This window comes from Adlercreutzia murintestinalis, from assembly GCF_943192905.1.
GTDB lineage: Bacteria > Actinomycetota > Coriobacteriia > Coriobacteriales > Eggerthellaceae > Adlercreutzia_A > Adlercreutzia_A murintestinalis.
In genome coordinates this window covers 1-22,197 of record NZ_CALPCC010000026.1, presented here as the reverse complement: position 1 = coordinate 22,197, position 22,197 = coordinate 1, and the positions used below count along the sequence as shown (strand labels likewise).

Here is a 22,197-nt window from a genome sequence, read left to right as displayed (position 1 = left end):
CCTGTCGCAGCGCTGCCACGAGTGGGATACTGGTCGATGCACACGCGCACGAGCGACCCGTCGGCAATAGCGGGACCCTCTTCGAGAAGCGTGAAGATATCATGATGTATGCGCGGATCGTCCGGGATGACGATGCCGTAGGGTTCGGCGATTTCATACGTGCCGATCAACACGGTGTGAGCACGCTCCACAACGCGCACGACGCGCGCCTCGGGGCGACCGCTCGCTGATCGGTGCGCGCGCCTGCGATCGTGCATGCGGGCAACTTCAACGGTATCGCCGTCAAAGGCATCGCCGACCACTGAGCGCGGAATGAAGAAATCGCCTTCCGCCGTCTTCACGAAACCAAAACCGGCGCGGTTCACCTCGATGACGCCGCGCGGCTGCACGCGCGCTCTTCCTGATGCGCGCCTTTTCTTGCGACCCATATCAGCGCGCTTCTATGAGCGAACGAGCGGAATCCATGGCCACTAAAAGCTGCGTATCGTCAGCGTCGGGCCCCGAACCGTTTGCGACCGTGACATCAGGGGTCACACCTACCCCTTCGATATCGTGACCGAGCGGGGTGAGATAATAGGCGGCAGTGTAGCGCGCCGCACCGCCGAAGGAGAGCTCGCGCACCACTTGCACCGAACCCTTCCCCATGGTGGTCTGCCCTACGGTGGTGGCGCGCTGGTTATCCTGAAGCGCCGCCACGAACACTTCAGCAGATGCCGCCGTGAAGCTGTTGTCGAGCACCACGACAGGAGCATCGGTGATGGTCTCCCCCGAGGCGTTGCGCGCACTGGTTCCATCGTTGGTTTGTATCTCCACCAGAATGCCGCTGGGCACGAAGAGGCTCGCCATATCGAGCGACTGCGTCAGATAGCCGCCGGGGTTGTCGCGCACATCGATCACGAACGCCCGCGCACCCTGGCGCGACAGATCGCGCACGGCGTCTTGTACGAGAGATGCCGCATTCGCGGTGATCTGGCGTATCTTGATGTAGCCGACCTCTTCATCGAGCGCCGAGGTCACGTTCGGCTCATCGTAGCGCTTGCATTCGAGCGTGGTGGTGAACTCGTCGCCCGTCTTCGCATCGATGCTCGTCGGACGCATCCAAGTGATGACCACCGCCGTACCCTCATCGCCATCGAGCGCGCCCACGGTCTCGGCCATGGTCCATTCATGGCTGGAGTCCCCGTTGATGGAAACGACGAAATCCCCTTGCTCGATCCCCATCGCATACGCTTGCGATCCCTCGAACACATCGGTCACATACGCACGCCCATCGTATTCCCCGAACAGCACGCCTACGCCTCGATAGTTGCGATTGGAAGATTCCTGCACGTAGTTCTCGTACCGGGCCGAATCGAAGTACTGAGCATAGGGATCGTTGGTGGCCTTCAAAAGGTCGGTCAACATGCTGATGGTGGCCTGAGTGAGGTCAAGCTCGTCCATGCTGTAGGACTTCAGGATGTCCTCCACCTCGCCTACGCGCTCCGAGATGGCATCATAGGTGGTCTTGTCGTTGGCTGCGACCGCCTGGCTGGAAGCCTCTTGCACCGGAAAACCCAGCGACTGAACGAACGACGTTTGCGAGCGCACCGCAAATCCCAGCACGAACGTAGCCACCAGAGCAAGAAAGCACAAGCATGCAGCCGCGACCCGCTTGTTGCGAACACGTTCCCGCAACCGCGCCGTTTTGCGCTTGCGACTACTGGCGCTCTGGCGCTCGCGTTCCATGCGATCCCTTGCTCCGCCTAGACCTTAAGATAGCGCCGCATCGCGAACATCGAACCGATGAGGCCGATAATGAGACCTGCCGCAACCAGCGTCACGTAGATGATGAGGTACGTGGTATCGCTGATCGAGAAATCAAGGAAGCGAATGGCACCCTGCAGGGCCGGTATCGCGAACATGCGCAAAAGCTGGAGCACCAGGATAGCCAACAGCGACCCGATGATGGCATGGATCGCGCCTTCCATCAAAAACGGCCCGCGGATGAATCCGTTCGAGGCACCCACCAAGCGCATGATGGCGATCTCCTTACGGCGCGCCAAGATGGCAAGGCGAATGGTGTTATTGATGAATACCAGCGCGATGAACACCAAGATGATGACCAGCGCGATACCAACATAGCGCACGTAGTTCGTGATCTGGAAGAGACGCTCTACCGTGCCTTGACCATACTTGATGGAGTCAGCCACATTGGATGGGTCCTCGCAAATCTGGCGATAATCAGCATCCTGCTCGATGGCCGAAGCGATCTGCGTGACGCTCTGAGGGTCGGACAGCTCCACGTCAATGGAAGCAGGCAACGGATTGGTGCCATCGAGCTGGTCGAGGATCTCAGGGTTGGCGGTCATGGAGTTACGGAAATTCTCCAGCGCCTGGTCCTTTGAAGTGAACGAGACCGATTTGACGTCGGTCATCTTCTGCACGGTAGACATCACTTGCTGTATCTTGGCATCCTGAGCATCGTCAGACACGAAGCAGGTGATGGTCACTTCGCTTTCCACCGAACTCATGAGCCGTTCGAGCATCGAGCCGCCTACCAAGAAGATGCCGATGATCAGAAGCGACAGGAAAATGGTGACGATGGAACCGAGCGCTGTTGAGAGGTTTCGGACGAACCCCTGCATGGATTCCTTCAGAAAATAACCGATGCTAGACATCGAAACCGTACACCCCCCGATCCTGGTCACGGGTCAGATGCCCTCGGTCCAGCGCGATGACGCGGCGGCGCATATTGTCCACCATCTCGCGATCATGCGTTGCCACGAGCACCGTGGTACCCGTACGGTTGATGCGCTCGAGCAGATCCATGATGCCGCGGGAGGTTTGCGGGTCGAGATTGCCAGTAGGCTCGTCACAGATCAAAAGCGGCGGGCGATTCACGATAGCGCGCGCGATAGACACGCGCTGTTGCTCACCGCCGGAGAGCTGATCGGGCTTCTTGCCCAGTTTCTCCTGCAAACCCACCAAGCGCAGCACCTCAGGTACCTGCGTTTTCACCACGTGCTTCGATTTGCCGATAACCTCAAGCGCAAATGCCACGTTCTCGAAGACCGTCTTGTTCGGCAACAACTTGAAGTCCTGGAACACGCAGCCGATATTGCGTCGCAGATACGGCACGCGCCAGTTGCGCATAGAGGATAGATCCTCGTCGGCCACATAGATATGCCCTTGGCTCGCCTTGATCTCGCGCGTCAGCAGCTTGATGAAGGTGGATTTGCCCGACCCCGAATGACCTACGAGAAACAGAAACTCGCCTGCGAAGATCTGGAGGGAGACATCCGAGAGGGCTGGCCTGTTTGGCTGCGCCGGATATATCTTCGTCACATGTTCAAAGGTGATAACGGGCGTGCCCATTTTCTCAGGTGCAGCATCGGTGACATCGAGCACCGGCAATGCTTGCGACAGCTGGCTTGTCAGCTGCGCTTTCGACTTGGGTCGGGGGCTGCGTGCATGCGCGCTATGCCGGGCGCCTGCGCGTGCGGCCCTCGCACGACTTGCGTCTTGTGCCACAGTGTTTGCTCCGTTCAAATAGCTTACGTGTACTGGGACCTTCCTATTCTAGCAGAATCAATCCGATCCGGAAAACGAGAGGGCTGCGCGCACGATGGCCTGAGCGTCCAGCTCGAAATACTGCATAAGCTGATTGAACTCGCCCGATTTGCCGAAGGTATCGCGCACGCCCACGAATGCGCAGGGTACCGGATGATGCGCGCTGAGCGCATGAGCGACCGCGTCACCTAAGCCTCCCCATACCGAATGCTCTTCTGCGACCACGACACGCCCTGTCTTCGCTGCCGATGCCACGATCGTTTCCGTGTCGAGCGGTTTGACGCAGAAGGCATCGATCACCTCAGCATCCACCCCGCGCTGCGCCAGTAGATCGGCCGCTGCGAGCGCCTCTCCAAGCTCTACGCCGTTAGCCACCAGCGTCACATCGCGTCCGGTGCGCACCACATAGGCCCGCCCCATCTCAAGCGGCACCTCGGGCGCATACACCTGACCCACCGCGGCGCGACCCATGCGAATGTAGACCGGGCCGGGCGTGCGGGCTGCCAATGAAAGCGCAGCGCGCGCAGCGTTGTGGTCTGCTGGCACCAGCACGCGCATCCGCGGGATTGCCCGCATGAGCGCCACATCCTCGAGCATTTGATGCGTGCCACCGTCAGGGCCCACCGAAATGCCCGCGTGAGTGGGTGCGATCTTCACATTCAAATCGGAATAGCACACCGTATTGCGAATCTGATCGTAGGCGCGACCCGTACCGAACACAGCAAAGGAACCGGTGAACGCGATATGCCCTGCAAGCGCGAGACCTGCCGCCACATCCACCATGTTCTGCTCGGCGATACCGCAGTTGAAGAGCCGATCTGCATACTCAGGACGCGCCGCTGCGAACTTCGCCGTGGTGGTCGATCCGCTCAGATCGGCATCGACCGCTACGACAGGCAAGCCCTCATCGGCAAGTTCGGCAAGCGTTGGCCCGAACGCTGCGCGCGTTGCCTTCTTTACCGAAGCATCTCGTGCGATGAAATCTTGGTTCATACTGTCACCTCGCATGCGTCCAGCTCGGCAAGGGCCTGCGCCAGCTGATCGGCATCAGGCGCCTTGCCGTGCCATCCCGCTACATCCTCCATGAATGACACTCCCTTGCCCTTGATCGTATGCGCGTAGATCAGATGCGGTGCATCACCACCTGCAGCTTTGGCCTCGCCGAGAACACGCACGAGCGCACCAAGATCGTGTCCATCTACCTGGCTTACCTGCCAGCCAAACGCACGGAACTTCTCGGGGATATCAGCCGGGTCGCACACCTCGCTTACGTGTCCGTCAATCTGCAGCCCATTGCCATCCACGATGGCGATCAGGTTACCGAGACGCTGATGCGCGGCGAACATAGCCGCTTCCCATACCTGGCCTTCTTCGCATTCGCCATCACCCAGCAGCACGAACACGCAGCCATCTTCCTCGTTCAGACGCAGACCGCATGCCAGCCCGCATCCCACCGACAACCCTTGACCGAGCGAGCCGGTACTGACCTCAACGCCGGGACACAGCTGCGGATCGGGATGCCCCTGCAACCGTGAGCCCAGCTTGCGCAATGTCAAAAGCTCATCGACCGGGAAAAACCCTGCCCGCGCGAGAGTGGCATACAGCGCAGGCGCCGCATGACCCTTAGCCAGAATGAAGCGATCTCGGCCTTCCTTCTGCGGTGCGGCGGCGTCATAGTCGAGCACATCCCCGAAATACAACGCACAGAGAATATCGATGCACGACAAAGACCCACCTGGATGACCACTGCCAGCCTCGGCGATCATCGTCAGGATATCGCGCCTCATCTGAAGCGCGGTGCTTTCCAAAAATGAGATGTCCACAACGCTCCTTATCGGATCGGAAACGCCATCCTGCTCATTCTACAGGATGGCGCCGCCCTGTCACCCGTCAAGGAGCTTTCTGGAACACGTGCTCAAGCGCTCATCTGCTCAACGATGGAGCGCGGATCGCGCGCCTCATCGAAGGCGCCGCGGATGATGCGTCCGCGCTCCTTGTGACGAGCCTGGTCGCTGTCGGCCTGCCCAAGATCGCTGCGCTGCCGCTCAGAGGCGCGCTCGTCGGCTGGATCAGTCCAGATCCGCTCGGCCACCGGCGCCCACTGCGCTGCCATAGGGCGCGTCTTCGCCGTCAACTCATAGACCGTCTCATCTTCGGTCAGATACGTGGAATGAGCACCCGATTCCTCGACCAAACGCTCGATGCATTCCGGATTCTCGAGCATCGGACACGGGCGCAGATGATTGTCGTTGAACGGCTGATTGCGGTAATACCCCATGAACAACGGCGAGCGCAGCGCCTCCAAAAGGCTGACCTCGTGAATGTTGGCGTTGGAATAGTGCACGAAGACGCACGGCTCCACATCGCCTGCCGCGCTGATATGCAGGTAGCGCCGTCCCCCGGCAATGCAGCCACCAACGAATTCGCCATCGTTTTGGAAATCGAGCGTGAGCAGCGGTTTCTTCTCCCGCATCTCATGATTGAAGCGATAGAGATGCTCACGCTGCTCAGGCGTCGGCATGAGCTCGGCCGGCGCATCGGCGCCCACCGGCATGTAGGTGAATATCCATGCGAAGAGCGCACCCTTGTCGATCAGCCAGTCGTAGTACGTCTCAGTGCACACCGAGGCAGCGTTGGCGGACGTGAAGCAAATGGAAACGCCGAAGGGCAGCCCACGCTCGTACAGAAGCGTCATACCGCGGTCGATCATCCGATAGGTGCCCTCACCACGGCGCGAATCGGTAGCTTCCTCGTCGCCCTCAGCCGAGATGATGGGCACGAAATTCTTCACGCGCGCGACCTCTTCGACAAAAGCCTCGTCGATGAGCGTAGCATTCGTGAAGCAGAGAAACGCGCAATCAGGATGCGCCTCACACAAACGGATAAGGTCCTTCTTGCGCACGAGCGGCTCGCCACCTGTATAAATGTAGATATGGGTGCCAAGCTCTTTGCCCTGACAGATGATGGAGTCGATATCATCGTAGCTGAGGTTGAGCGCATGCCCGTACTCAGCTGCCCAACACCCCGTGCAATGCAGATTGCACGCGCTCGTGGGATCGAGCAGGATAGCCCATGGGATATTGCAGTGATATTTCTCGCGTGCCTTCTCCTGCTTGTCCCAGGCGATGAGGTTTGCGTCGGTCAGAAACGTCTTGATGAGGGGGCCGATCACATCCTTGTCAAGCTCACCGAGCTTCGCGATCAGCTGATACCAGTTGTTGCGCTCTTCGATGGCGCGACGAAATGCGTTTCTCTGAGACGGGAACAGCTTTTCGGGAAGCATGGCATCAAGGGTTCCCATCATTGATTCCATGTGCCCCGCTGGGTCCTCGATCAGGTAATCGATCGCTTTGTTCGCCGCGGTTCGCTTCGCAAATTCCATAGGTCTCATAGCGCGTATCCTCCGAATCGGCACATCCTGTTATTGATGTAATGTGACGATTCTAGTCATCTTTCAGAAACGCGCGTCAACGCCTTTTCCGGATGTTAGATTCCCGTTACCAGGGGACATGCAGAGAGGCAGGTCATCAGCCGAGCGGTAATGCCGCCAGCACGCACCCCATCGCGATCATTATAATGAATCAGTTACCTGAACAATCGATCGTGAGGCAGACCACGCATGAGACCCGTTATAGCCATTGCACCGCAGCTTGAACTCGACCAGGAAAGCTATGCCGCTCGGAGGCGGTATGCTACGTTCATAGAGCAATGCGGAGGCGCTGCGGTGGTCCTTGCTCCCGCCCAAAGCGACGAGGACCTGGCATCCATCTTGAACGCATGCGATGGGCTGCTCTTGGCGGGTGGCGCGGACGTGGAGGCGAGCCGCTATGGCGCTGAAGCGCTTGACGGATGCGATACCCCCCAGCCCGAGCGCGACGATCTGGAGATGAGCCTTGTGCGCTTGGCGAAGGCGGCCCATATGCCCTTTCTTGGCATCTGCCGGGGCTTGCAGGTGGCAAACGTCACCTTCGGCGGCACATTGCATCAACGCGTCGCCGACAGCGCGAGCAACCTACAGCATTGGCAACCCGAGCCCTACGACGTGCCAAGCCATGCGGTCGATGTGCTCGCCGATACGCTGCTCGCACGCATCTTGCCTGCGGGGACCATCGAGGTGAACAGCATGCATCACCAGGGCGTGGATGCGTTGGGAGCGGGCCTTGAGGCAGCCGCTGTCGATCCATGCGGATTCATTGAGAGCGCCTACGCCCCTGACGAGAACTTCTTCTTGGGCGTGCAGTGGCACCCCGAATACGCGCCTGCGCTGCCAGAGAGCATCGCGGTGGGGCGGGCCTTCGTAGACGCATGCGCGCGATTCCATGAGCGGCGAAGCCTCGGTGCTGGCACGGGCAGCCTCACTGCCAATCACCGCTACACCGCCGAATACCTGATGCTGGCGCAAAAGCTGGATCCGCAAGGTGACGACCGACGCCGCACGTGGGAGTACCTGGAATCCTCCACGTCGAAATACGACGGTATTACCGTCTTCTCTTCCTCACTGCCGCGCCTGTTCGATCAGACCACCTACGACACGTTCAAGAATATCGCCGAGACCACCTATCGCATCTTGTGCAAAGTGGTGGATGCGTATAGAACCGACCCTGCCTATCGCAGCATCTTCGGCTATGATGCGCGCGCCGAAGAGCTGATCTTGCTACCGTGCGGTTACACTGAGCCGCTGCCGCTCATGCGCGTCGACCTCTTCCTTGATGAGGACACGCTGGAAGCGCGATTCTGCGAGTTCAACAGCGATGGCTCCAGCGGCATGAACGAGAATCGCGAGATAACGCTCGGCGTACAGCCAAGCTCGATCTATCGCGCGTTCGCGCAGCATCACCGGGTGCGCGACTGCGTAAAGAGCCTGTTCGAGGGGTGGGTAGATGAGTTCCTGCGCATCTATGGCACGTTTGAGAATCGAGTCGAGAACCCAACGATCGCCATCGTCGATTTCCTCGATCACGCGGTGGTGGAAGAGTTCAAGGTGTACGGACACATCTTCGAGGAGCGCGGCTACCGCTTCGCCGTATACGACGTGCGCGAACTCTCCTTCGATGGCGAGCGCCTGCGCGGCGAGCGCGCCTATTACGGCGAGGATGGCCTCACGATCGATGCTATCTGGCGGCGCTGCATCTCCACCGATGTCGTGGCGCAGTGGGATGAGAGCCAGCCACTCATCGAAGCGGTGCGTGCGTTGAAAGTGGCGCTCATCGGCAGCTTCGCCGGGCACATCGTGCATGATAAGCGCATCTTCTCGCTGCTCATGCGCCCGGAAACGCAAACACTGCTGACCGCCGAAGAAAACGCCTTTCTGGCGCGCACCATACCCTACACCACCTACCTCGACAGCACGCATGCCGATCTGACCGAGGTGTGCGACAACCGGCAGGACTGGGTGATCAAACCGCTGGATTCGTATGGCAGCCAAGGTGTGTACGTGGGCCTTGACTACGACCGAGGCGAGTGGAGCCGGTTAGTGGACGAACACCGAGACGGTAGGTCGGGCACGACATATCTGGCGCAGCGATTCTGCAACCCCTATCCCACCCCGGCGATTCCCCTGTATGGCAAAGAAGAGGACTACGAACTGCCACCGCGGTCATACCGCAACCTATCGGGTCTTTACGTGTACGGCGGGCATTTCGCGGGCGTATTCAGCCGCCAAGGGCCGCAAAACATCATTCTGGGCAAAAAGGGCGGCGTGACCGCGCCGACTATCTGGGTGGACACGAATACCGAGGAAGGATAGGTCGCATCAATGAGCACCTCCGCACAAAAGAGCGTCATGCAGGTCATCACCGCCATCATGCTCGCGCTTACCTATTTCGCAGCCGGGTTCGCCCTGTGCGCTGGCATCCCCGCCACCACAGGCTGGCTTTCGTCGCAAACCTCGCTTTGGGAAGGTTCGCCCTTCACCGCCGCTCAGATGCAGGATCTCGCGCTCGCCACCCGCGACTACACCGTATCAGGACACGATCGCGCCGCGTTGACGGAAGCGCTCGCCCACGCCAATGAAGCAGCAAACACCCCTTATGCTGCGCTTGAGGGAGAACAACTGATCTCGCAGGCGCCAGACGCCTACACGCTCGACGCTGACGCACTAGCCCATCTTGATGACGTCTATGAGGTGGTCAGCCGCTTCACGATGCCCCTTCTTGGGGTGGCACTCATATCGGCATTTTGCCTGATGGCCCTATTGCGAATGTTCGGTTATCGACCGGTCGGAGTCGCCCTTGTTGGCGCGGGTGGTGCGGTGCTGGTGCTGTTTGCCGCGCTTGGCATCTGGGCCTCAATAGGATTCGACGGGCTGTTCACGAACATTCATACGCTCTTCTTCGCTGATGGGAGCTGGGTCTTTCCTGCCGATTCTCTCCTGATTCGCATGTACCCGCACGCGTTCTGGGTGGGCATGGGAGGTATCTGGCTTGCCTCATCATGCGTCCTCGCTGCGCTCTCGCTCGTCATCGGCGCCCTCATGCTGCGAGCCGCGAAGAAGCGTGCAGCCGCACGTACGCGCACTTCATCAGCTGCACCAGCTGCACAAGATGCCCCGAAAGAAAGCGCCGGTACCGAAGCCTGAACCGAGCCAGAGCTTCGCAGTTTGCACTCCGAGCAAGGAGGTCTGGATGCGCTCCGGACTGTTTAGCCAAGCACGCATTCAAGCTTGCTGCGAACGCGGGTGGTAGCAGGTCGTCACCACCTTGGCGATATGCGCACCTTGGTCATCTCTCACCTCGATGGTGTAGAACCCAACCCTGCGCCCTGGCTTGTCCACGTCGGCTGTGGCGATGAGCTTCGTGCCACGCGATGATGTCATGAACTCGATCGTGGACGAGAGCGAGACCGACGCAGAGGCGCCGCACATCGTGGCCACCGCGAACGCGTAGTCAGCCAACGTGAAGATGGCGCCTCCCATCACATGTCCTTCTGCATTCAGATGGCCCGCTGTGATCTCCATCTCGCAAACACCATGACCGATCCAACCCTCTACGATGCGACAGCCAGCGCGGTCGTAGGCGAAGGTGTCACGCCGAAAGAACGCCTCCATCTCAGCGAGCGTGGGGTAATCGGGCAGCCTCGGATGTTGAGCGTCACTCGATCCAGTTGGGCGCGCGCCATCAGCGGTCGTCGCGATCATAGCGGCGCGATCGTCCGCCTCAGTCATCGAGACTCCCTCCGAATACGGCCGAAAGCGTGCCATCAATACGTGCCATCACATCATCCATGCTCATGAGCTTGATGGACTCGAACAGCGGCGGGGACACCATGTTGCCCGTCACCGCCACGCGCAACGGCTGGAAGAGCTGCTTGGGCTTAAGGCCGACGGCTTCGCCTTTGGCCTTGCACGCCTCCATGGCGGCATCCTCATCCCAATCCCCTTCAATCGATGAGAGGACCTCACGGCACAAGTGCAGTGCACGGTCAGCCTGCGCTCCCTCTTTCAAAAGGACCTTCTGCACCGACTTCTCGTCCAATTGCACGTTGGGACCCCAGAAAAAATACGCGAGCTTGGCAGGTATCTCGTCGAAGCGCACGAGGCGCTCGGAGATGAGCGGGAAGATAGCACGGAAGAGCTCTGGGTTGTCCGCCACGTGCGCAAGCGCCTTTTGCCAGCGCTCGGCTACCACGCCTTCCCCTGGCGCATGCGCCTGGCGCGCAGTCTCAGCCTGCTCTTCCTTGGAAGGCGTAGGCACGATATGGGCGCCCGCAGGCGCTTGCACGCCATCTACGTACGCCTGCGCGAGCCACGGCGTCGCCGCCTCCACCCACGCATCCGCGTCCATCTCTCGAATGTAGACGCCGTTCATCCATTCCAGCTTGGTCTCGTCGAACACGCCGTCTTTGCGATTGATGCGATCGAGCGTGAAGCTCTGGCAGAGCACATCCTCAGGGATGATGGTGGTCTCGCCATCGAGCGACCAGCCGATGAGCGCCAGAAAGTTCACCATCGCTTCAGGCAGATAACCGCGGTCGCGGTACTCCTCCACGCTGGTGGCCCCATGGCGCTTCGAGAGCTTATGGCCGTCAGGTCCCAAGATCATGGGCAGATGCGCGAACGTCGGCACCGTGAAACCGCATGCCTCGTAGATAAGTATCTGGCGCGGCGTGTTGGAGAGGTGGTCATCGCCGCGTATCACATGCGTGATGCCCATGTTCGCATCATCGCACACCACCGCGAAGTTGTAGGTAAACGTGCCGTCGGTGCGCTGGATGATCATGTCGTCCATGACGTCGGCTGGAAAGCTCATATGACCGTACACCGCATCATCGAACTCGATGGGGCCATGGTCCGCAGGTACCTTAAGGCGCCACACATGCGGCTCGCCCGCCTCGATGCGCGCCTGCGCCTCTTCTGCAGAAAGGCAGCGGCATGTGCCATCATAGCCCGCATAGCCGCCCTCTTCGGCCTCGGCCTTAGCGCGCTTGGCATCCAGCTCATCCTTCGTGCAGAAGCACGGATAGGCGCGCCCGGACGCCTTCATCTTGTCTAGCGCGGCTTGGTAGGTTTCCGTGCGCTGCGTTTGGAAATACGGGCCGCACGCCCCGCCCACCTCAGGACCCTCATCCCAGTCCAAGCCCAGCCAGCGCAGAGCGCGCAGGATGATCTGCGTGTTCTCCTCGGTAGAGCGCGTCGGGTCGGTATCCTCGATGCGCAGCACGAACGTGCCGCCCATCGTGCGCGCGAACGCCCAGTTGTAAATAGCCGTGCGAGCGCCCCCGATATGGAGCATGCCCGTGGGACTGGGCGCAAAGCGCACACGGGGATCCTTCTCTACCATCTTTGCCTCCTTTAGATGAGCGTGGACGATGCCGCGCGAACAGCTCGGTTCTTGATACAAGATATCGTATACCAATTTGACCGAAGAGGCAGGTAGACCGCCGCGTTACCGTATGCTTACCGCATGCAGAGCCGAGCCTTCTCAAGATGAGGATCGCATTCCATGCTCGAGAAGGCTTTGCCTTGCACACGCCGCGATCCGCCACGGATCGCGCGAATGGCTCGGGTCCACTAGAACGTCTCAAGCAGCTCTTCGCCGTATTCCGCTTCAAGACTGCTGATGAGTTTCTCGAATTCAGCGATATAGCCGCCGATGATCTGACCCACGAGCCGCTCGGCCAATCCCGCATCATACACATGCTCGGCGGCGTTGCGATCAGCCAGCATCGAAAGCCAAGCATCCTCATCGATGAAATCATAGGCGGAATACGCAGCCTTTATGATCCCTCGCGGAGAGCCCACCGCAGCATCCAGTCGTCCCTCGTAGGAAAGGGCCTTCTGCAGCAGCTTCCATGCAAGCTCGAATTGCATGGCGAACTTATCGACGATGCCGCTCTGCACGAATTCGTTCTCAAGGTCCTGCTCGGGCGCTTGTCTCAGAACGGCGAGGTTCGCCTTGTAGTTGGAATACTTAGCCATACAACACTACTCCTTCTTCGGCGATCCGGCACCTCAACTCTTCGCCGATATCCTTAGAAAGGTCGATGATGTCGAACTCCAGTAGCGTTGGGCAGCGCTCTTCAAGAGCCCCCTCGAAATCATGTACCCGCGAACCGGAAACAGCAAGATCGATGTCGCTCTTCTCGGAATAGCGCCCTGTAGCACGTGATCCGAACAGAAGGACCTCATCCATCCCGCATATCCGAGCGGCATCCCGTATGAAAGCGATAACCTCGTCTTTAAGGCCGAAGTTGGCCATAGATGCTCCTTATCAAATGCCGGTGGTGAAGCCCTCGTATGGTCGACACAACATTCGGGATTATAACAAGCACTCAGCGTTCCTCCTTGCCCACAAGGTCCTCGAGGAACGCAGCGATCCGGGTCAAAAAGCCTTCATCGTCAGGCTGGGCGCCGAGCACGCGTACGGGCACCGTCAGCTTGCGCTTGTCCTTCAAGTAGCGGCAGCCACGACGGCGCAGGCGGGTCTGCTCCTTCGCGTCGATGATGATAGGCTCCACCACCAGGTTGCCACCCGTCACCGAGACCGTCTTCAACCCGTGCTCAGCGGCGAATGCCTTCACGCGCGCCTTCGCGAACAGGTTCAACGCGGCAATCGGCATATCGGGATGCGCGAGCCGCAGTTCATCTGCGAACGTATCCACCATGCCGACCGTAGCAGCGCTCGCCAAGCGGCGATACCATAGCACGCGCTCATCGGCGTCAGGGATGTATTCCTCAGGCAGATAGGTGTGGCCGGGCACGTTCACCGTGATGTCAGAGAGCGCCGGCGGCAGCGCATCGGTGATGGCGCCATCGCCTTCTCGCGTGGCCGCTACCGCTTGATTCAGCATCTGCGCGAACAGATCGAAGCCGACCGCGCTCATGTTGCCCGACTGCTCAGCGCCCAGCATGCTGCCTGCGCCGCGGATCTCAAGGTCGCGCATGGCGATGCGCATGCCGCTGCCGAGCTCCTGATGCTCGTCGAGCGCGATCAGGCGCGCCTCGGCCTCTTCGGTCAGCGGCACTTCCTCAGGGAACATGAAGTAGGCGTAAGCCTGCACGCTGCTGCGGCCCACGCGGCCCTTCAGCTGGTACATCTGCGCCAGGCCCAACCGCTGCGAATCCTCGATGATGAGCGTGTTGGTGTGCGGGTTGTCGATGCCGCTCTCGATGATGGTGGTAGCCACGAGCACGTCGATCTCGCCCGCGCTGAACTCCTCCATCACGCGCTCGAGCTGCTCTTTCGACATCTGCCCGTGCGCCACGCCCACGCGCGCCTCAGGCGCCGCCTGTACGACCCGCGCCACCGCGTCCTCGATCGTGCGTACGCGGTTGCTCACGTAGTACACCTGCCCGCGCCGCGAGAGTTCGTAGCGCACCGCATCGGAGACCACATCGGGGTCCCACTCCCCCACATGCACCTTCACGGGCAGCCGGTCGTCGGGCGGCGTGAGGATCAGGCTCATATCGCGCACGCCCGACATGGCCATCTGCATGGTGCGCGGGATGGGCGTCGCCGAGAGCGTCAGCACGTCGATCGTCTCGCGCAGGTTCTTCAGCTGCTCTTTGTGCCCTACGCCGAAGCGCTGTTCCTCGTCGATGATGGCGAGTCCCAGGTCCTTCGGGTTCACATCGCGCGAGAGCAGCCGATGCGTGCCGATGAGCACCTGACAAGCGCCGCTGGCGAAATCAGCCAGCGTGCGTTCCTGTTCGACGGTGCTCTTGAAGCGCGAGAGCACTTGCACATCCACATCGAAGGGCGCGAGCCGCTCATGGAAGCTCGTGTAGTGCTGCTGCGCCAGGATGGTCGTCGGGCACAGAAGCATCACCTGCTTGCCCGCTTGCGCGCAGATGAACGCCGCGCGCAGTGCCACCTCGGTCTTACCGAAGCCCACATCGCCGCAGATGAGCCGGTCCATCGGACGCTCTGATGCCATATCGGCCTTCACATCGGCGATGGCCGCGCGCTGGTCAGGCGTCTCATCATAGGGAAAGCTCTCTTCCATCGCGGCGATGATGGGGCCCTCGACCGGGAAGCGATACCCCTTCGTGGCAGCGCGGCGCGAGTACACGTCCACCAAGTCGAACGCGAGCTGTTTGGTGGCCTTGCGCGCCTTCTGCATAGCGCGCGACCAATCGGAGGTGTTCAGGCGCGTCAGCCGCGGGCTGGCGCCTTCGGCTCCCACGTAGCGCGTCACGCGGTCGAGCTGCTCCACTGGCAGGAACAGCTTATCGCCCTCAGCGTATTCCAGCTCCATATAGTCGCGCTCGGTGCCGTCTATCTCGCGGCGCACCATGGCCTTGAACAGCGCCACGCCGAACACGGCATGCACCACGTAATCGCCCGGCGCATACGGGAAGGTGATCTTCGTGATATCCACCGTCTTACGCGCCCGTGATGCGCTCTGCGCCCCTTGCGTATCCGAGATGGACACCATCGCCAAACGCGCCTTCGGGATGACCATACCCAGCGGGATCTCGTTGCTGACCACATTCACGATGCCCCGACGAAGTTTGCGCACCCCATCAGCGAGCGCGTTCGCATTTCCGTCCTCAACCACCTCTTGGATAGCAAGCCCATGATCCACAAAGGCGAGCTTCATATCCTCGCGTACCCGGTAGTTAGGCGCGCTGAACACGCACGTGTAATCAGCTTGCGTCCAGCCGAGCAGTTTGCCGAACAGCCGCTCGGGCGCGCCTGCCACATCGGTCCGCTTCACGGGTAGTTCATCGTCGGGGGCCGCCCCCACGCGCATGATGGACACATAGAGCGCATGCTGGCCTGCGCCGAAATCGAGAGCGCTCGGCTCTGCATACAGCCCTGCTACGCTAAATCCTGACCCCTTCGCGCGCGCTTCAACATCAGCGAAGACACCCGCCGCATCGTCCATCACCGACCGCGGCTCCATTAGGCACACGAGCGCATCGGGTGATACATAATCTCCCAGTGTTACAGTCTGCTCGAAGAGATAGGGCAAAAGCACCTCGGCCCCCTCAAAGCGCAAACCACCCTCCAGCTTATCCCATATCTCGCGCAACGCCTTATTCGTGAGCGCTGGCTTCTCGAGCGCCGCGCGCGCACGTGCGAGCGTCTCGGGTGTGGTCGGGAATTCGCAGGCGGGGTAGATATCGATAGCAGGCAAGTTCGCGATGGTTTGACCCGTCGAAGGCACGATGCGCCTGATCTCTTCCACCATGTCGCCGAAAAAATCAATGCGCACCGGATAGACGAGGTTCGCCGGGAATACATCCACCGTGCCGCCTCGCCGCGCGAACGTGCCCGGCCCATCCAACTCGCCGGTGTTCTGGTATCCCGCGCCCTCCAGCGCCCGCACGAACCCGTCCAGATCCTCCACGCCAGCAAGTCCCAACTCGTCAAGCTCGGCTTCCGCGCGCACGCACAGCGGTCGATCGGCATGGGCGGATGCGGGCGGCAACATGCGCACGAGAGCGCGCGCACTCGACACCACGACGACCGCGTCACCTTCTCGCAACGCATGCGCTGCCTGCATGCGCAAAGCGATCGTGCGCGCATCGGGCGTTCGCGGCTGAAAAGGATGATCGGTACGCTCGGGAAAGCGCATCACCCGGTCCTCTCCCAGATACGCCGCCACATTGCGTGCGAACGCGATCGCAGCCTCTTCGCCGCTCACCACCACGAGCGTGCACTGCGGCTTATGAGCGAAGCGCGCCGCCACCAAGAACGGTCGCGCCGATGAGGCCACCGCAAGCGTCGCATCATCACCTGCATCGAGCGTACCCCAGAACCCATCCAGGCAACCGGACTTCTCGAGCGTTTGAGTAAGGGCATCTATGAGCACCAGCATCTCCAACCACGAAACGCCGCATCGCGCGGCTTTGAGAAGCACTCATTCTATACCAAGAAGCCACCCGCGAGAGAGCCTGATGCGCATTCGATGTCCGAGCGATACGTGCAGACGACCGCGCGTCTCTTTCCTCGACCACATGCGAGCGCTGCACAAATAAGCGATCCCGAACGGTGGTATCTTGTATTTTCGATATGGCTGGTTCCACATCGCATCGATCGCTGACCGAAGGAGCATTATGCCAAGCGACCCTCAGAAGCACACTACCAAGACCACCTCCACCAGCGAACCATCTGCGGATTGCCCCACGATGGGCGCAAAAGATGCAGAAGGCGCCGTCTACGACGCACGCAGCCTCGGGGCACCCAAGATGGGGCTCTTCGGTCTCCAGCACATGTTCGCCATGTTCGGCGCCACCATTCTCGTCCCCACGCTCACAGGTCTTTCCGTCTCGGCAACGCTGCTCTTCGCTGGGCTCGGTACCCTATTCTTCCACCTGGTCACCAAGGGCAAGATTCCCGCGTTTCTCGGCTCATCGTTTGCCTTCATCGCCGGATACGCCGCCATCGCCCCCGCAGGAGAAGCGAACTTGCTGCCGTATGCCTGCCTCGGGGTTGCCTGTTCGGGGCTTTTGTACTTCGTACTCTCCGCACTGTTCCGCATTTTCGGAACCGACCGAGTCATGCGCTTTTTCCCACCAGTGGTCACGGGACCCATCGTCATCTGCATCGGGCTTATCCTGGCAAGCTCCGCGATCGCGAACTGCGAGACCAATTGGCCCATCGCCATCGTGGCCATCGCCATCATCATCGTGGCCAACATCTGGGGGCGCGGCATGATCCGCATCATCCCCATCCTCTTGGGCGTGATCGGATCGTATGTCGTAGCTGCGTGCGCGGGCGTCGTCGACTTCACGCCGGTGGCCGAAGCAGCATGGATCGGGCTTCCGGTGGCATGGCCGAGCACCGTGTTCTCTCTGATCGGGCCCGATTTCGATGCAGGACTTGCCATTACCGCCATCATCACCATCATGCCGCTGGCCTTTGCCACCATGATCGAGCATATCGGCGATATGTCAGCCATCAGCTCTACATGCAACCGCAACTTCCTTGCTGAACCCGGGCTCCACCGCACGCTTCTCGGCGACGGCTTCGCCACCATGATCGCATCGCTGTTCGGAGCACCCGCCAATACCACGTACGGCGAAAACACCGGTGTGCTCGCGCTCACGCGCGTGTTCGATCCGCGTGTGGTGCGCATCGCCGCCCTCTTCGCCATCGTGTTTTCATTCTGCCCGAAGTTCGCCGCGATCATCGCCGTGATGCCTGCTTGCGTCATTGGTGGCGTTTCGCTCGTGCTCTACGGAATGATCTCGAGCGTAGGCATCAGGAATTTGGTGGAGAATCACGTCGACTTCATGAAGAGCCGCAACATCCTCATCGCAGCCTTGATCCTTGTCCTTTCGCTCGGCATCGCCTACAGCGCAGCGGGCGCCGTCACCATTCCGCTCGGCGGCATCATCATCTCGTTGTCGGGCCTTGCCATCGGCTCGATCGTTGGCATCGTCTTGAACATCGTGTTGCCGGGGTATGAGGATTCTTGGGGCCTGAACGCGCCCGAGACGGAAGGTCCGGGAGACCCGCCGCTTCCGCTTGAAGCTGAGGTTGAGAACCTTCCCATTGATTGAAGGGGTCCAAGGGGTCTCTGATCGCCTCACACAGTCTCCTTTCTCCACGTCGAGCCGTTCATGCGGATCGGTCGGCATGTCGTCAGCAGTAAGGCCCTTTCCTATATAATCGGAGCACAGCAACCCAGCCGAGAGGAAGCGCGGATGCCCCGAGAGACGAATGCCCATAAACGAGAGCGCGCCTTAAAGATAGAGCAGCGCATGTGCGAGCACTATCCCGCAGCCGAATGCGCGCTGCGCTATTGGGACGACCCCTTCCGCCTCACCATTGCCGTCATGCTCTCGGCGCAAACGACCGATGCGGGCGTCAACAAGGTAACACCCGCCCTTTGGGAGCGCTACCCTACCATCGCCGACCTTGCGCAGGCAGACCCCGCTGATGTTGCGCGCATCATCAGCACTATCGGCTGCTTTAAGGTGAAATCGAAGCACGCGGTCGGCATCGCTCAGATGATCATGGCCGATTTCGGTGGCCAAGTACCACCCGATATGAACGACCTTCAGAAACTGCCCGGTGTTGGGCGCAAGACGGCCAATATCGTTCTCAACGAGGGATTCGGCATCGTGGAGGGCATCGCAGTGGATACCCACGTGAATCGCATCGCGCATCGTTTGAAGCTGGTACCGAAAGACGATGACCCCTCGAAGACCGAGCGAGCGCTGCTCAAGCTCTATCCGCGCGAGATGTGGGGACCCATCAACCATCAATGGGTGCTCTTCGGTCGCCAGACCTGCATCGCGCGCCGCCCCAAGTGCGCCGAGTGCTTCCTCGGCGATCTTTGCCCAAGCTGCTCATGCGACAACGGCCCACACGCCTGAGATCATCAGATCGGACAGCCTTTTCCTTCCTTGCTTCCTCCCTTCTTGCTCCTGATAGGTGCTTTGATCGAGTTGCTTTTCGATCTCTGTGCATCTTCTAACTGTTGTGCATCTATCCCAGCTCTAATACATATCCAACGTTAACCTTGCATGCATCTAACAGCAAAAAATAGCCTTTGAACTGGTATTTGTTTATGTTAAAGTCAGCCCATGGCGATCTATCTGACAGGTCTCACGGCCCTTGCTTTCTGGCGCTGGAGAGCGCTCAGTATCTCGCGCGCAGACGAGCCGTCGCTCACGCGTCTGACCCATTTCGGCCCCTGCACCGAACACCCCTCTGAGATCGCCGTCGCCTGCCGCGCTTTCCGAAACGACCATGACCCTATCCATGTCACTTGCACCAATACGCGCACTGAGCTGGCTGTGCGCTTCCATACCTGCATATGCGAGGTGCCGCGTGGCTCCATCTTCCGGCTGAACGATCGCCTCTTCGTCGTCTCCCCCGAACTCGCGCTCATGCAAGCAACCAAGCGCCTACCTCTTACCGCTGCCATCTTGCATGCTTGTGAGGCATGCGCCACCTACACCTTCGACGAGGACGACCTGCGCGGCTTCCGCGATCGCCCACCGCTCACCTCTGTCAGGCAACTGATGCGCTTCGCGAATAGCGTGCAACAGCTTAGCGGCATCAAACAGCTACGTCGCATCACCGCCCATGCGATTGACAACGCCGCTTCACCCCGCGAGACCGCCACAGCCCTCATCCTATCGCTACCGAATCGCCTCGGCGGTTTCGGTCTCCCACAACCCACCTTGAACAAGTCGATCCCTATTCCCACCAGCGAGCAGCGCGCGCTCGCCCAGAGCACATTCAGAACGGATCTGTTCTGGGAGCGCCATGGCATCGCTCTTGAATACGATAGCAACGCCTTCCATTCAAGCCCCGCCGACATCGCACGAGATTCACGACGTCGCAACATCTTGCATACCCTCGGCATCGAGGTCATCACCATCACCAACGCTGAGCTCCGCTCAATCGACGATACCGAGCGCATCGCACGCCTCATCGCACGTCGTCTTGGTAAGAAGATACGCATACGCACCGCGGACTTCCCTAACAAGCACTACGAATTGCGTAAGCTTCTCCTTTCCAACCACGCCTGATTCTATGAACGTTTTTCGAGCGCTCTTCTCGACCTGCCATCAGTGTAGAGACAGCCAACTGGATCATGCAAACGTCCCATAGGCTCCTTCATTCGACGATCGGGGGCAACGGTCGTCGCAAATCAACTGAAGATAATCTACGGTCACGTTTTTTCAGTCCTCGGTGCCAAAATTGACGTTTTTTCTGGAGAAAAGGACTCAGCGAGCAACGCATGGCGTTCGAGTTGTGAATGATACGGGCAAAACTGCTCATCAGCGGCTTCCGATTGCCGCCTTCCGTGCACTCTTTTCTGAAAAAGCGTCGATTTTGACATGAATCAGAGACAAAACGCGACCGGAGACATTCTACCTCAATCTAAGCAACACGCTTGTGGTGCCAACCAGGCCTAATCAGCTCACCCGTCTCGCGGTAGCGCACCTCCACGCCGCATCGCACCAGATCAGCCAGCACCGTATCCACCAGCAACGGCAGATTGTCAAACACCGCAGGCGTCAGGCCGATGGTGACCACCTCCGGCTCGCGGTTCTCAACCTGCATGCCGAAGCAGCGCCCCTCCGCCTCGTAGCCCATCAACATAGCGGCATCGAACAAGTCGACGAGCTTTAGATCATGCAGCGAAGCCATCGCGCCGGTATGCCGCGCGATATCATCAGGCGCGAACTCGAACACCGTACCTGCCGATTCGCCAGTCCCATCGATCGCATCCACTGTCACAATGTAATCACAGCGCTCGACATAGCCCACCATAGCAAGGCTCATGCAGCCCACATCAAGCAGCTCCACCTGGTCAGAAAGCTCATAAGCGGCAAGCTCATCATAGACCGCAGGGCCAACGCCATCGTCGAGCATCAAGCGGTTGCCAACGCAGAACACCGCGATGCGCTCGGGCTGACGCGATGCGCTCATATGCTGGTCCGCATCGTCAGGTTGTACAGCGTCGCGAGGGCTAAGAGCACCGCGCCTCCCACCGCACAGCCAATTGCCCACCAATGCTGGCGCTTCAGATAGAGCGCCCGCGAGACCCCGCGATTCTCAGCGCGGTGCGCGGCGATCGGCTGGCTCACGATGGCGAACGCGACGGTAATGGCCAGATAACCGAGCGCCGCGGTCGCAGAAGCAGCAATGGTGAGCGGTGTAGGGTTCTGATAGGTGGCGAATAGCAGATTATCGATGAACAGCCAAGCCGGGTAATAGAGAATGGTCACCCAAAACCCGTGCGCAGGCCCCCAGATAGGAGGCAGCAAGAACGCCGCGACGTTGAAGCGCGGTAGCCCCTTCATGAACGCTTGCTCCTGCGCTATCTGCTCGTCAGTCAACTCCGCCATATCCAACCTTTCATCGCATGCTCACCAAGATGATACCCTAAGCGCACCATTAGGCCGGATCTGCGGCATTCAGCCTTAATGCGTTGGCCTGAAGCTCGCACACGGTCTCTGATGTGATCGGCATATCTGGCACCTGACCTGCCTCCAGCTGCTCGCAGGCATACAGACATGCCCGTATGAATGCTTCGTGCGTCTGATCGATCATCCCCAATTCGCGGGCAGCGCGAAAACAGGTGTCCAGATCGGTCGACGCGCCCACGCGCCAAAGATGAAGCGTCACCAGACGCGCCGTTCCGCGAAACCTCTTCTCGAGGGACACCTCGCTCATATCCTGATCCCTTCTCCTGTATGTCGTCAGAGCGAAAAACGGCGGCCCGGAGGCCGCCGCG

19 protein-coding genes and 1 pseudogene are annotated in these 22,197 nt (G+C 60.0%); 5 read left to right on the top strand and 15 right to left on the bottom strand.

All coding sequences use genetic code 11. The annotated features are described in order from the left end of the window. The 7 genes and pseudogenes from NFR19_RS08130 to NFR19_RS08100 all read right to left on the bottom strand — a co-directional run. A pseudogene (locus tag NFR19_RS08130) lies at nt 1–428 on the bottom strand (3'-5' exonuclease); the annotation flags it as partial. Nucleotide 429: 1 nt separating this feature from the next. Beyond that, nucleotides 430–1,725: a S41 family peptidase gene (locus tag NFR19_RS08125; RefSeq protein ID WP_251213295.1), complete on the bottom strand. Its 1,296-nt coding sequence runs from the start codon at nt 1,723–1,725 to the stop codon at nt 430–432. A 17-nt stretch (nt 1,726–1,742) separates the two neighbouring features. Continuing rightward, nucleotides 1,743–2,657 carry a permease-like cell division protein FtsX gene (gene ftsX / locus NFR19_RS08120; RefSeq protein ID WP_251213294.1) on the bottom strand — a complete coding sequence of 305 codons (915 nt, stop codon included), beginning with the start codon at nt 2,655–2,657 and terminating at the stop codon, nt 1,743–1,745. Further along, nucleotides 2,650–3,510 carry a cell division ATP-binding protein FtsE gene (gene ftsE, locus NFR19_RS08115; protein WP_251213293.1) on the bottom strand — a complete coding sequence of 287 codons (861 nt, stop codon included), beginning with the start codon at nt 3,508–3,510 and terminating at the stop codon, nt 2,650–2,652. Before ftsE ends, ftsX begins: the two co-directional genes overlap by 8 nt. A 57-nt stretch (nt 3,511–3,567) precedes the next feature. Then, complete coding sequence (locus tag NFR19_RS08110) at nt 3,568–4,542, bottom strand: transketolase family protein (protein WP_251213292.1); 975 nt, start codon at nt 4,540–4,542, stop codon at nt 3,568–3,570. Next, the gene (locus tag NFR19_RS08105; RefSeq protein WP_432762724.1) at nt 4,539–5,372 is read right to left on the bottom strand and encodes a transketolase; all 834 of its coding nucleotides are present in this window, start codon (nt 5,370–5,372) and stop codon (nt 4,539–4,541) included. The genes NFR19_RS08110 and NFR19_RS08105 overlap by 4 nt, the downstream gene beginning before the upstream one ends. 92 nt (nt 5,373–5,464) lie before the next feature. Continuing rightward, nucleotides 5,465–6,931, bottom strand: a complete 1,467-nt coding sequence (locus NFR19_RS08100) for a radical SAM protein (protein WP_251213291.1) — start codon at nt 6,929–6,931, stop codon at nt 5,465–5,467. Between the two features lie 237 nt (nt 6,932–7,168). Between NFR19_RS08100 and NFR19_RS08095 the strand changes: the two genes are divergently transcribed. Together NFR19_RS08095 and NFR19_RS08090 are read left to right on the top strand one after the other, a co-directional pair. Continuing rightward, nucleotides 7,169–9,295: a gamma-glutamyl-gamma-aminobutyrate hydrolase family protein gene (locus NFR19_RS08095; protein WP_251213290.1), complete on the top strand. Its 2,127-nt coding sequence runs from the start codon at nt 7,169–7,171 to the stop codon at nt 9,293–9,295. Between the two features lie 9 nt (nt 9,296–9,304). Further along, the gene (locus tag NFR19_RS08090; RefSeq protein ID WP_251213289.1) at nt 9,305–10,126 is read left to right on the top strand and encodes a lipoprotein intramolecular transacylase Lit; all 822 of its coding nucleotides are present in this window, start codon (nt 9,305–9,307) and stop codon (nt 10,124–10,126) included. A 78-nt stretch (nt 10,127–10,204) separates the two neighbouring features. Here NFR19_RS08090 and NFR19_RS08085 read toward each other — a convergent pair whose 3' ends face one another. From NFR19_RS08085 to mfd, 5 genes are all read right to left on the bottom strand, one after another. Further along, on the bottom strand, nt 10,205–10,711 hold the full coding sequence (locus NFR19_RS08085; RefSeq protein ID WP_251213288.1) for a PaaI family thioesterase: 507 nt from the start codon (nt 10,709–10,711) through the stop codon (nt 10,205–10,207). Continuing rightward, nucleotides 10,704–12,326, bottom strand: a complete 1,623-nt coding sequence (gltX, locus tag NFR19_RS08080; protein WP_251213287.1) for a glutamate--tRNA ligase — start codon at nt 12,324–12,326, stop codon at nt 10,704–10,706. The genes NFR19_RS08085 and gltX overlap by 8 nt, the downstream gene beginning before the upstream one ends. 230 nt (nt 12,327–12,556) lie before the next feature. Next, nucleotides 12,557–12,964, bottom strand: coding sequence for an HI0074 family nucleotidyltransferase substrate-binding subunit (locus tag NFR19_RS08075; protein WP_251213286.1), 408 nt, complete (start codon nt 12,962–12,964; stop codon nt 12,557–12,559). After that, nucleotides 12,957–13,244 carry a nucleotidyltransferase domain-containing protein gene (locus NFR19_RS08070; protein ID WP_251213285.1) on the bottom strand — a complete coding sequence of 96 codons (288 nt, stop codon included), beginning with the start codon at nt 13,242–13,244 and terminating at the stop codon, nt 12,957–12,959. Before NFR19_RS08070 ends, NFR19_RS08075 begins: the two co-directional genes overlap by 8 nt. Before the next feature lie 73 nt (nt 13,245–13,317). Continuing rightward, complete coding sequence (gene mfd / locus NFR19_RS08065) at nt 13,318–16,806, bottom strand: transcription-repair coupling factor (RefSeq protein ID WP_432762725.1); 3,489 nt, start codon at nt 16,804–16,806, stop codon at nt 13,318–13,320. Nucleotides 16,807–17,122: 316 nt separating this feature from the next. Between mfd and NFR19_RS08060 the strand changes: the two genes are divergently transcribed. The 3 genes from NFR19_RS08060 to NFR19_RS08050 all read left to right on the top strand — a co-directional run bounded on the left by NFR19_RS08060 (nt 17,123) and on the right by NFR19_RS08050 (nt 20,482). After that, complete coding sequence (locus tag NFR19_RS08060; RefSeq protein WP_251213296.1) at nt 17,123–18,499, top strand: uracil-xanthine permease family protein; 1,377 nt, start codon at nt 17,123–17,125, stop codon at nt 18,497–18,499. 144 nt (nt 18,500–18,643) lie between these two features. After that, nucleotides 18,644–19,318, top strand: coding sequence for an endonuclease III (gene nth / locus NFR19_RS08055; RefSeq protein ID WP_251213283.1), 675 nt, complete (start codon nt 18,644–18,646; stop codon nt 19,316–19,318). Between the two features lie 210 nt (nt 19,319–19,528). After that, nucleotides 19,529–20,482: a hypothetical protein gene (locus tag NFR19_RS08050; protein ID WP_251213282.1), complete on the top strand. Its 954-nt coding sequence runs from the start codon at nt 19,529–19,531 to the stop codon at nt 20,480–20,482. A 355-nt stretch (nt 20,483–20,837) separates the two neighbouring features. Here the strand turns inward: NFR19_RS08050 and NFR19_RS08045 are convergent, their stop codons facing one another. The 3 genes from NFR19_RS08045 to NFR19_RS08035 are packed head-to-tail and all read right to left on the bottom strand — an operon-like array spanning nt 20,838 to nt 22,136. Beyond that, nucleotides 20,838–21,389: a hydrogenase maturation protease gene (locus NFR19_RS08045; protein WP_251213281.1), complete on the bottom strand. Its 552-nt coding sequence runs from the start codon at nt 21,387–21,389 to the stop codon at nt 20,838–20,840. Continuing rightward, complete coding sequence (locus NFR19_RS08040) at nt 21,386–21,808, bottom strand: viscotoxin-A3 (protein ID WP_251213280.1); 423 nt, start codon at nt 21,806–21,808, stop codon at nt 21,386–21,388. The genes NFR19_RS08045 and NFR19_RS08040 overlap by 4 nt, the downstream gene beginning before the upstream one ends. Nucleotides 21,809–21,857: 49 nt before the next feature. Then, nucleotides 21,858–22,136 carry a hypothetical protein gene (locus NFR19_RS08035; RefSeq protein ID WP_251213279.1) on the bottom strand — a complete coding sequence of 93 codons (279 nt, stop codon included), beginning with the start codon at nt 22,134–22,136 and terminating at the stop codon, nt 21,858–21,860. Nucleotides 22,137–22,197 lie beyond the last annotated feature (61 nt).

Coding starts and splice junctions, on each gene's coding strand:
- NFR19_RS08125 (WP_251213295.1), bottom strand. CDS start 1,725: ATGGAACGCGAGCGCCAGAGCGCCAGTAGTCGCAAGCGCAAAACGGCG.
- ftsX (WP_251213294.1), bottom strand. CDS start 2,657: ATGTCTAGCATCGGTTATTTTCTGAAGGAATCCATGCAGGGGTTCGTC.
- NFR19_RS08110 (WP_251213292.1), bottom strand. CDS start 4,542: ATGAACCAAGATTTCATCGCACGAGATGCTTCGGTAAAGAAGGCAACG.
- NFR19_RS08100 (WP_251213291.1), bottom strand. CDS start 6,931: ATGGAATTTGCGAAGCGAACCGCGGCGAACAAAGCGATCGATTACCTG.
- NFR19_RS08095 (WP_251213290.1), top strand. CDS start 7,169: ATGAGACCCGTTATAGCCATTGCACCGCAGCTTGAACTCGACCAGGAA.
- NFR19_RS08090 (WP_251213289.1), top strand. CDS start 9,305: ATGAGCACCTCCGCACAAAAGAGCGTCATGCAGGTCATCACCGCCATC.
- NFR19_RS08085 (WP_251213288.1), bottom strand. CDS start 10,711: ATGACTGAGGCGGACGATCGCGCCGCTATGATCGCGACGACCGCTGAT.
- gltX (WP_251213287.1), bottom strand. CDS start 12,326: ATGGTAGAGAAGGATCCCCGTGTGCGCTTTGCGCCCAGTCCCACGGGC.
- NFR19_RS08075 (WP_251213286.1), bottom strand. CDS start 12,964: ATGGCTAAGTATTCCAACTACAAGGCGAACCTCGCCGTTCTGAGACAA.
- NFR19_RS08070 (WP_251213285.1), bottom strand. CDS start 13,244: ATGGCCAACTTCGGCCTTAAAGACGAGGTTATCGCTTTCATACGGGAT.
- NFR19_RS08060 (WP_251213296.1), top strand. CDS start 17,123: ATGGGCGCAAAAGATGCAGAAGGCGCCGTCTACGACGCACGCAGCCTC.
- nth (WP_251213283.1), top strand. CDS start 18,644: ATGCCCCGAGAGACGAATGCCCATAAACGAGAGCGCGCCTTAAAGATA.
- NFR19_RS08050 (WP_251213282.1), top strand. CDS start 19,529: ATGGCGATCTATCTGACAGGTCTCACGGCCCTTGCTTTCTGGCGCTGG.
- NFR19_RS08045 (WP_251213281.1), bottom strand. CDS start 21,389: ATGAGCGCATCGCGTCAGCCCGAGCGCATCGCGGTGTTCTGCGTTGGC.
- NFR19_RS08040 (WP_251213280.1), bottom strand. CDS start 21,808: ATGGCGGAGTTGACTGACGAGCAGATAGCGCAGGAGCAAGCGTTCATG.
- NFR19_RS08035 (WP_251213279.1), bottom strand. CDS start 22,136: ATGAGCGAGGTGTCCCTCGAGAAGAGGTTTCGCGGAACGGCGCGTCTG.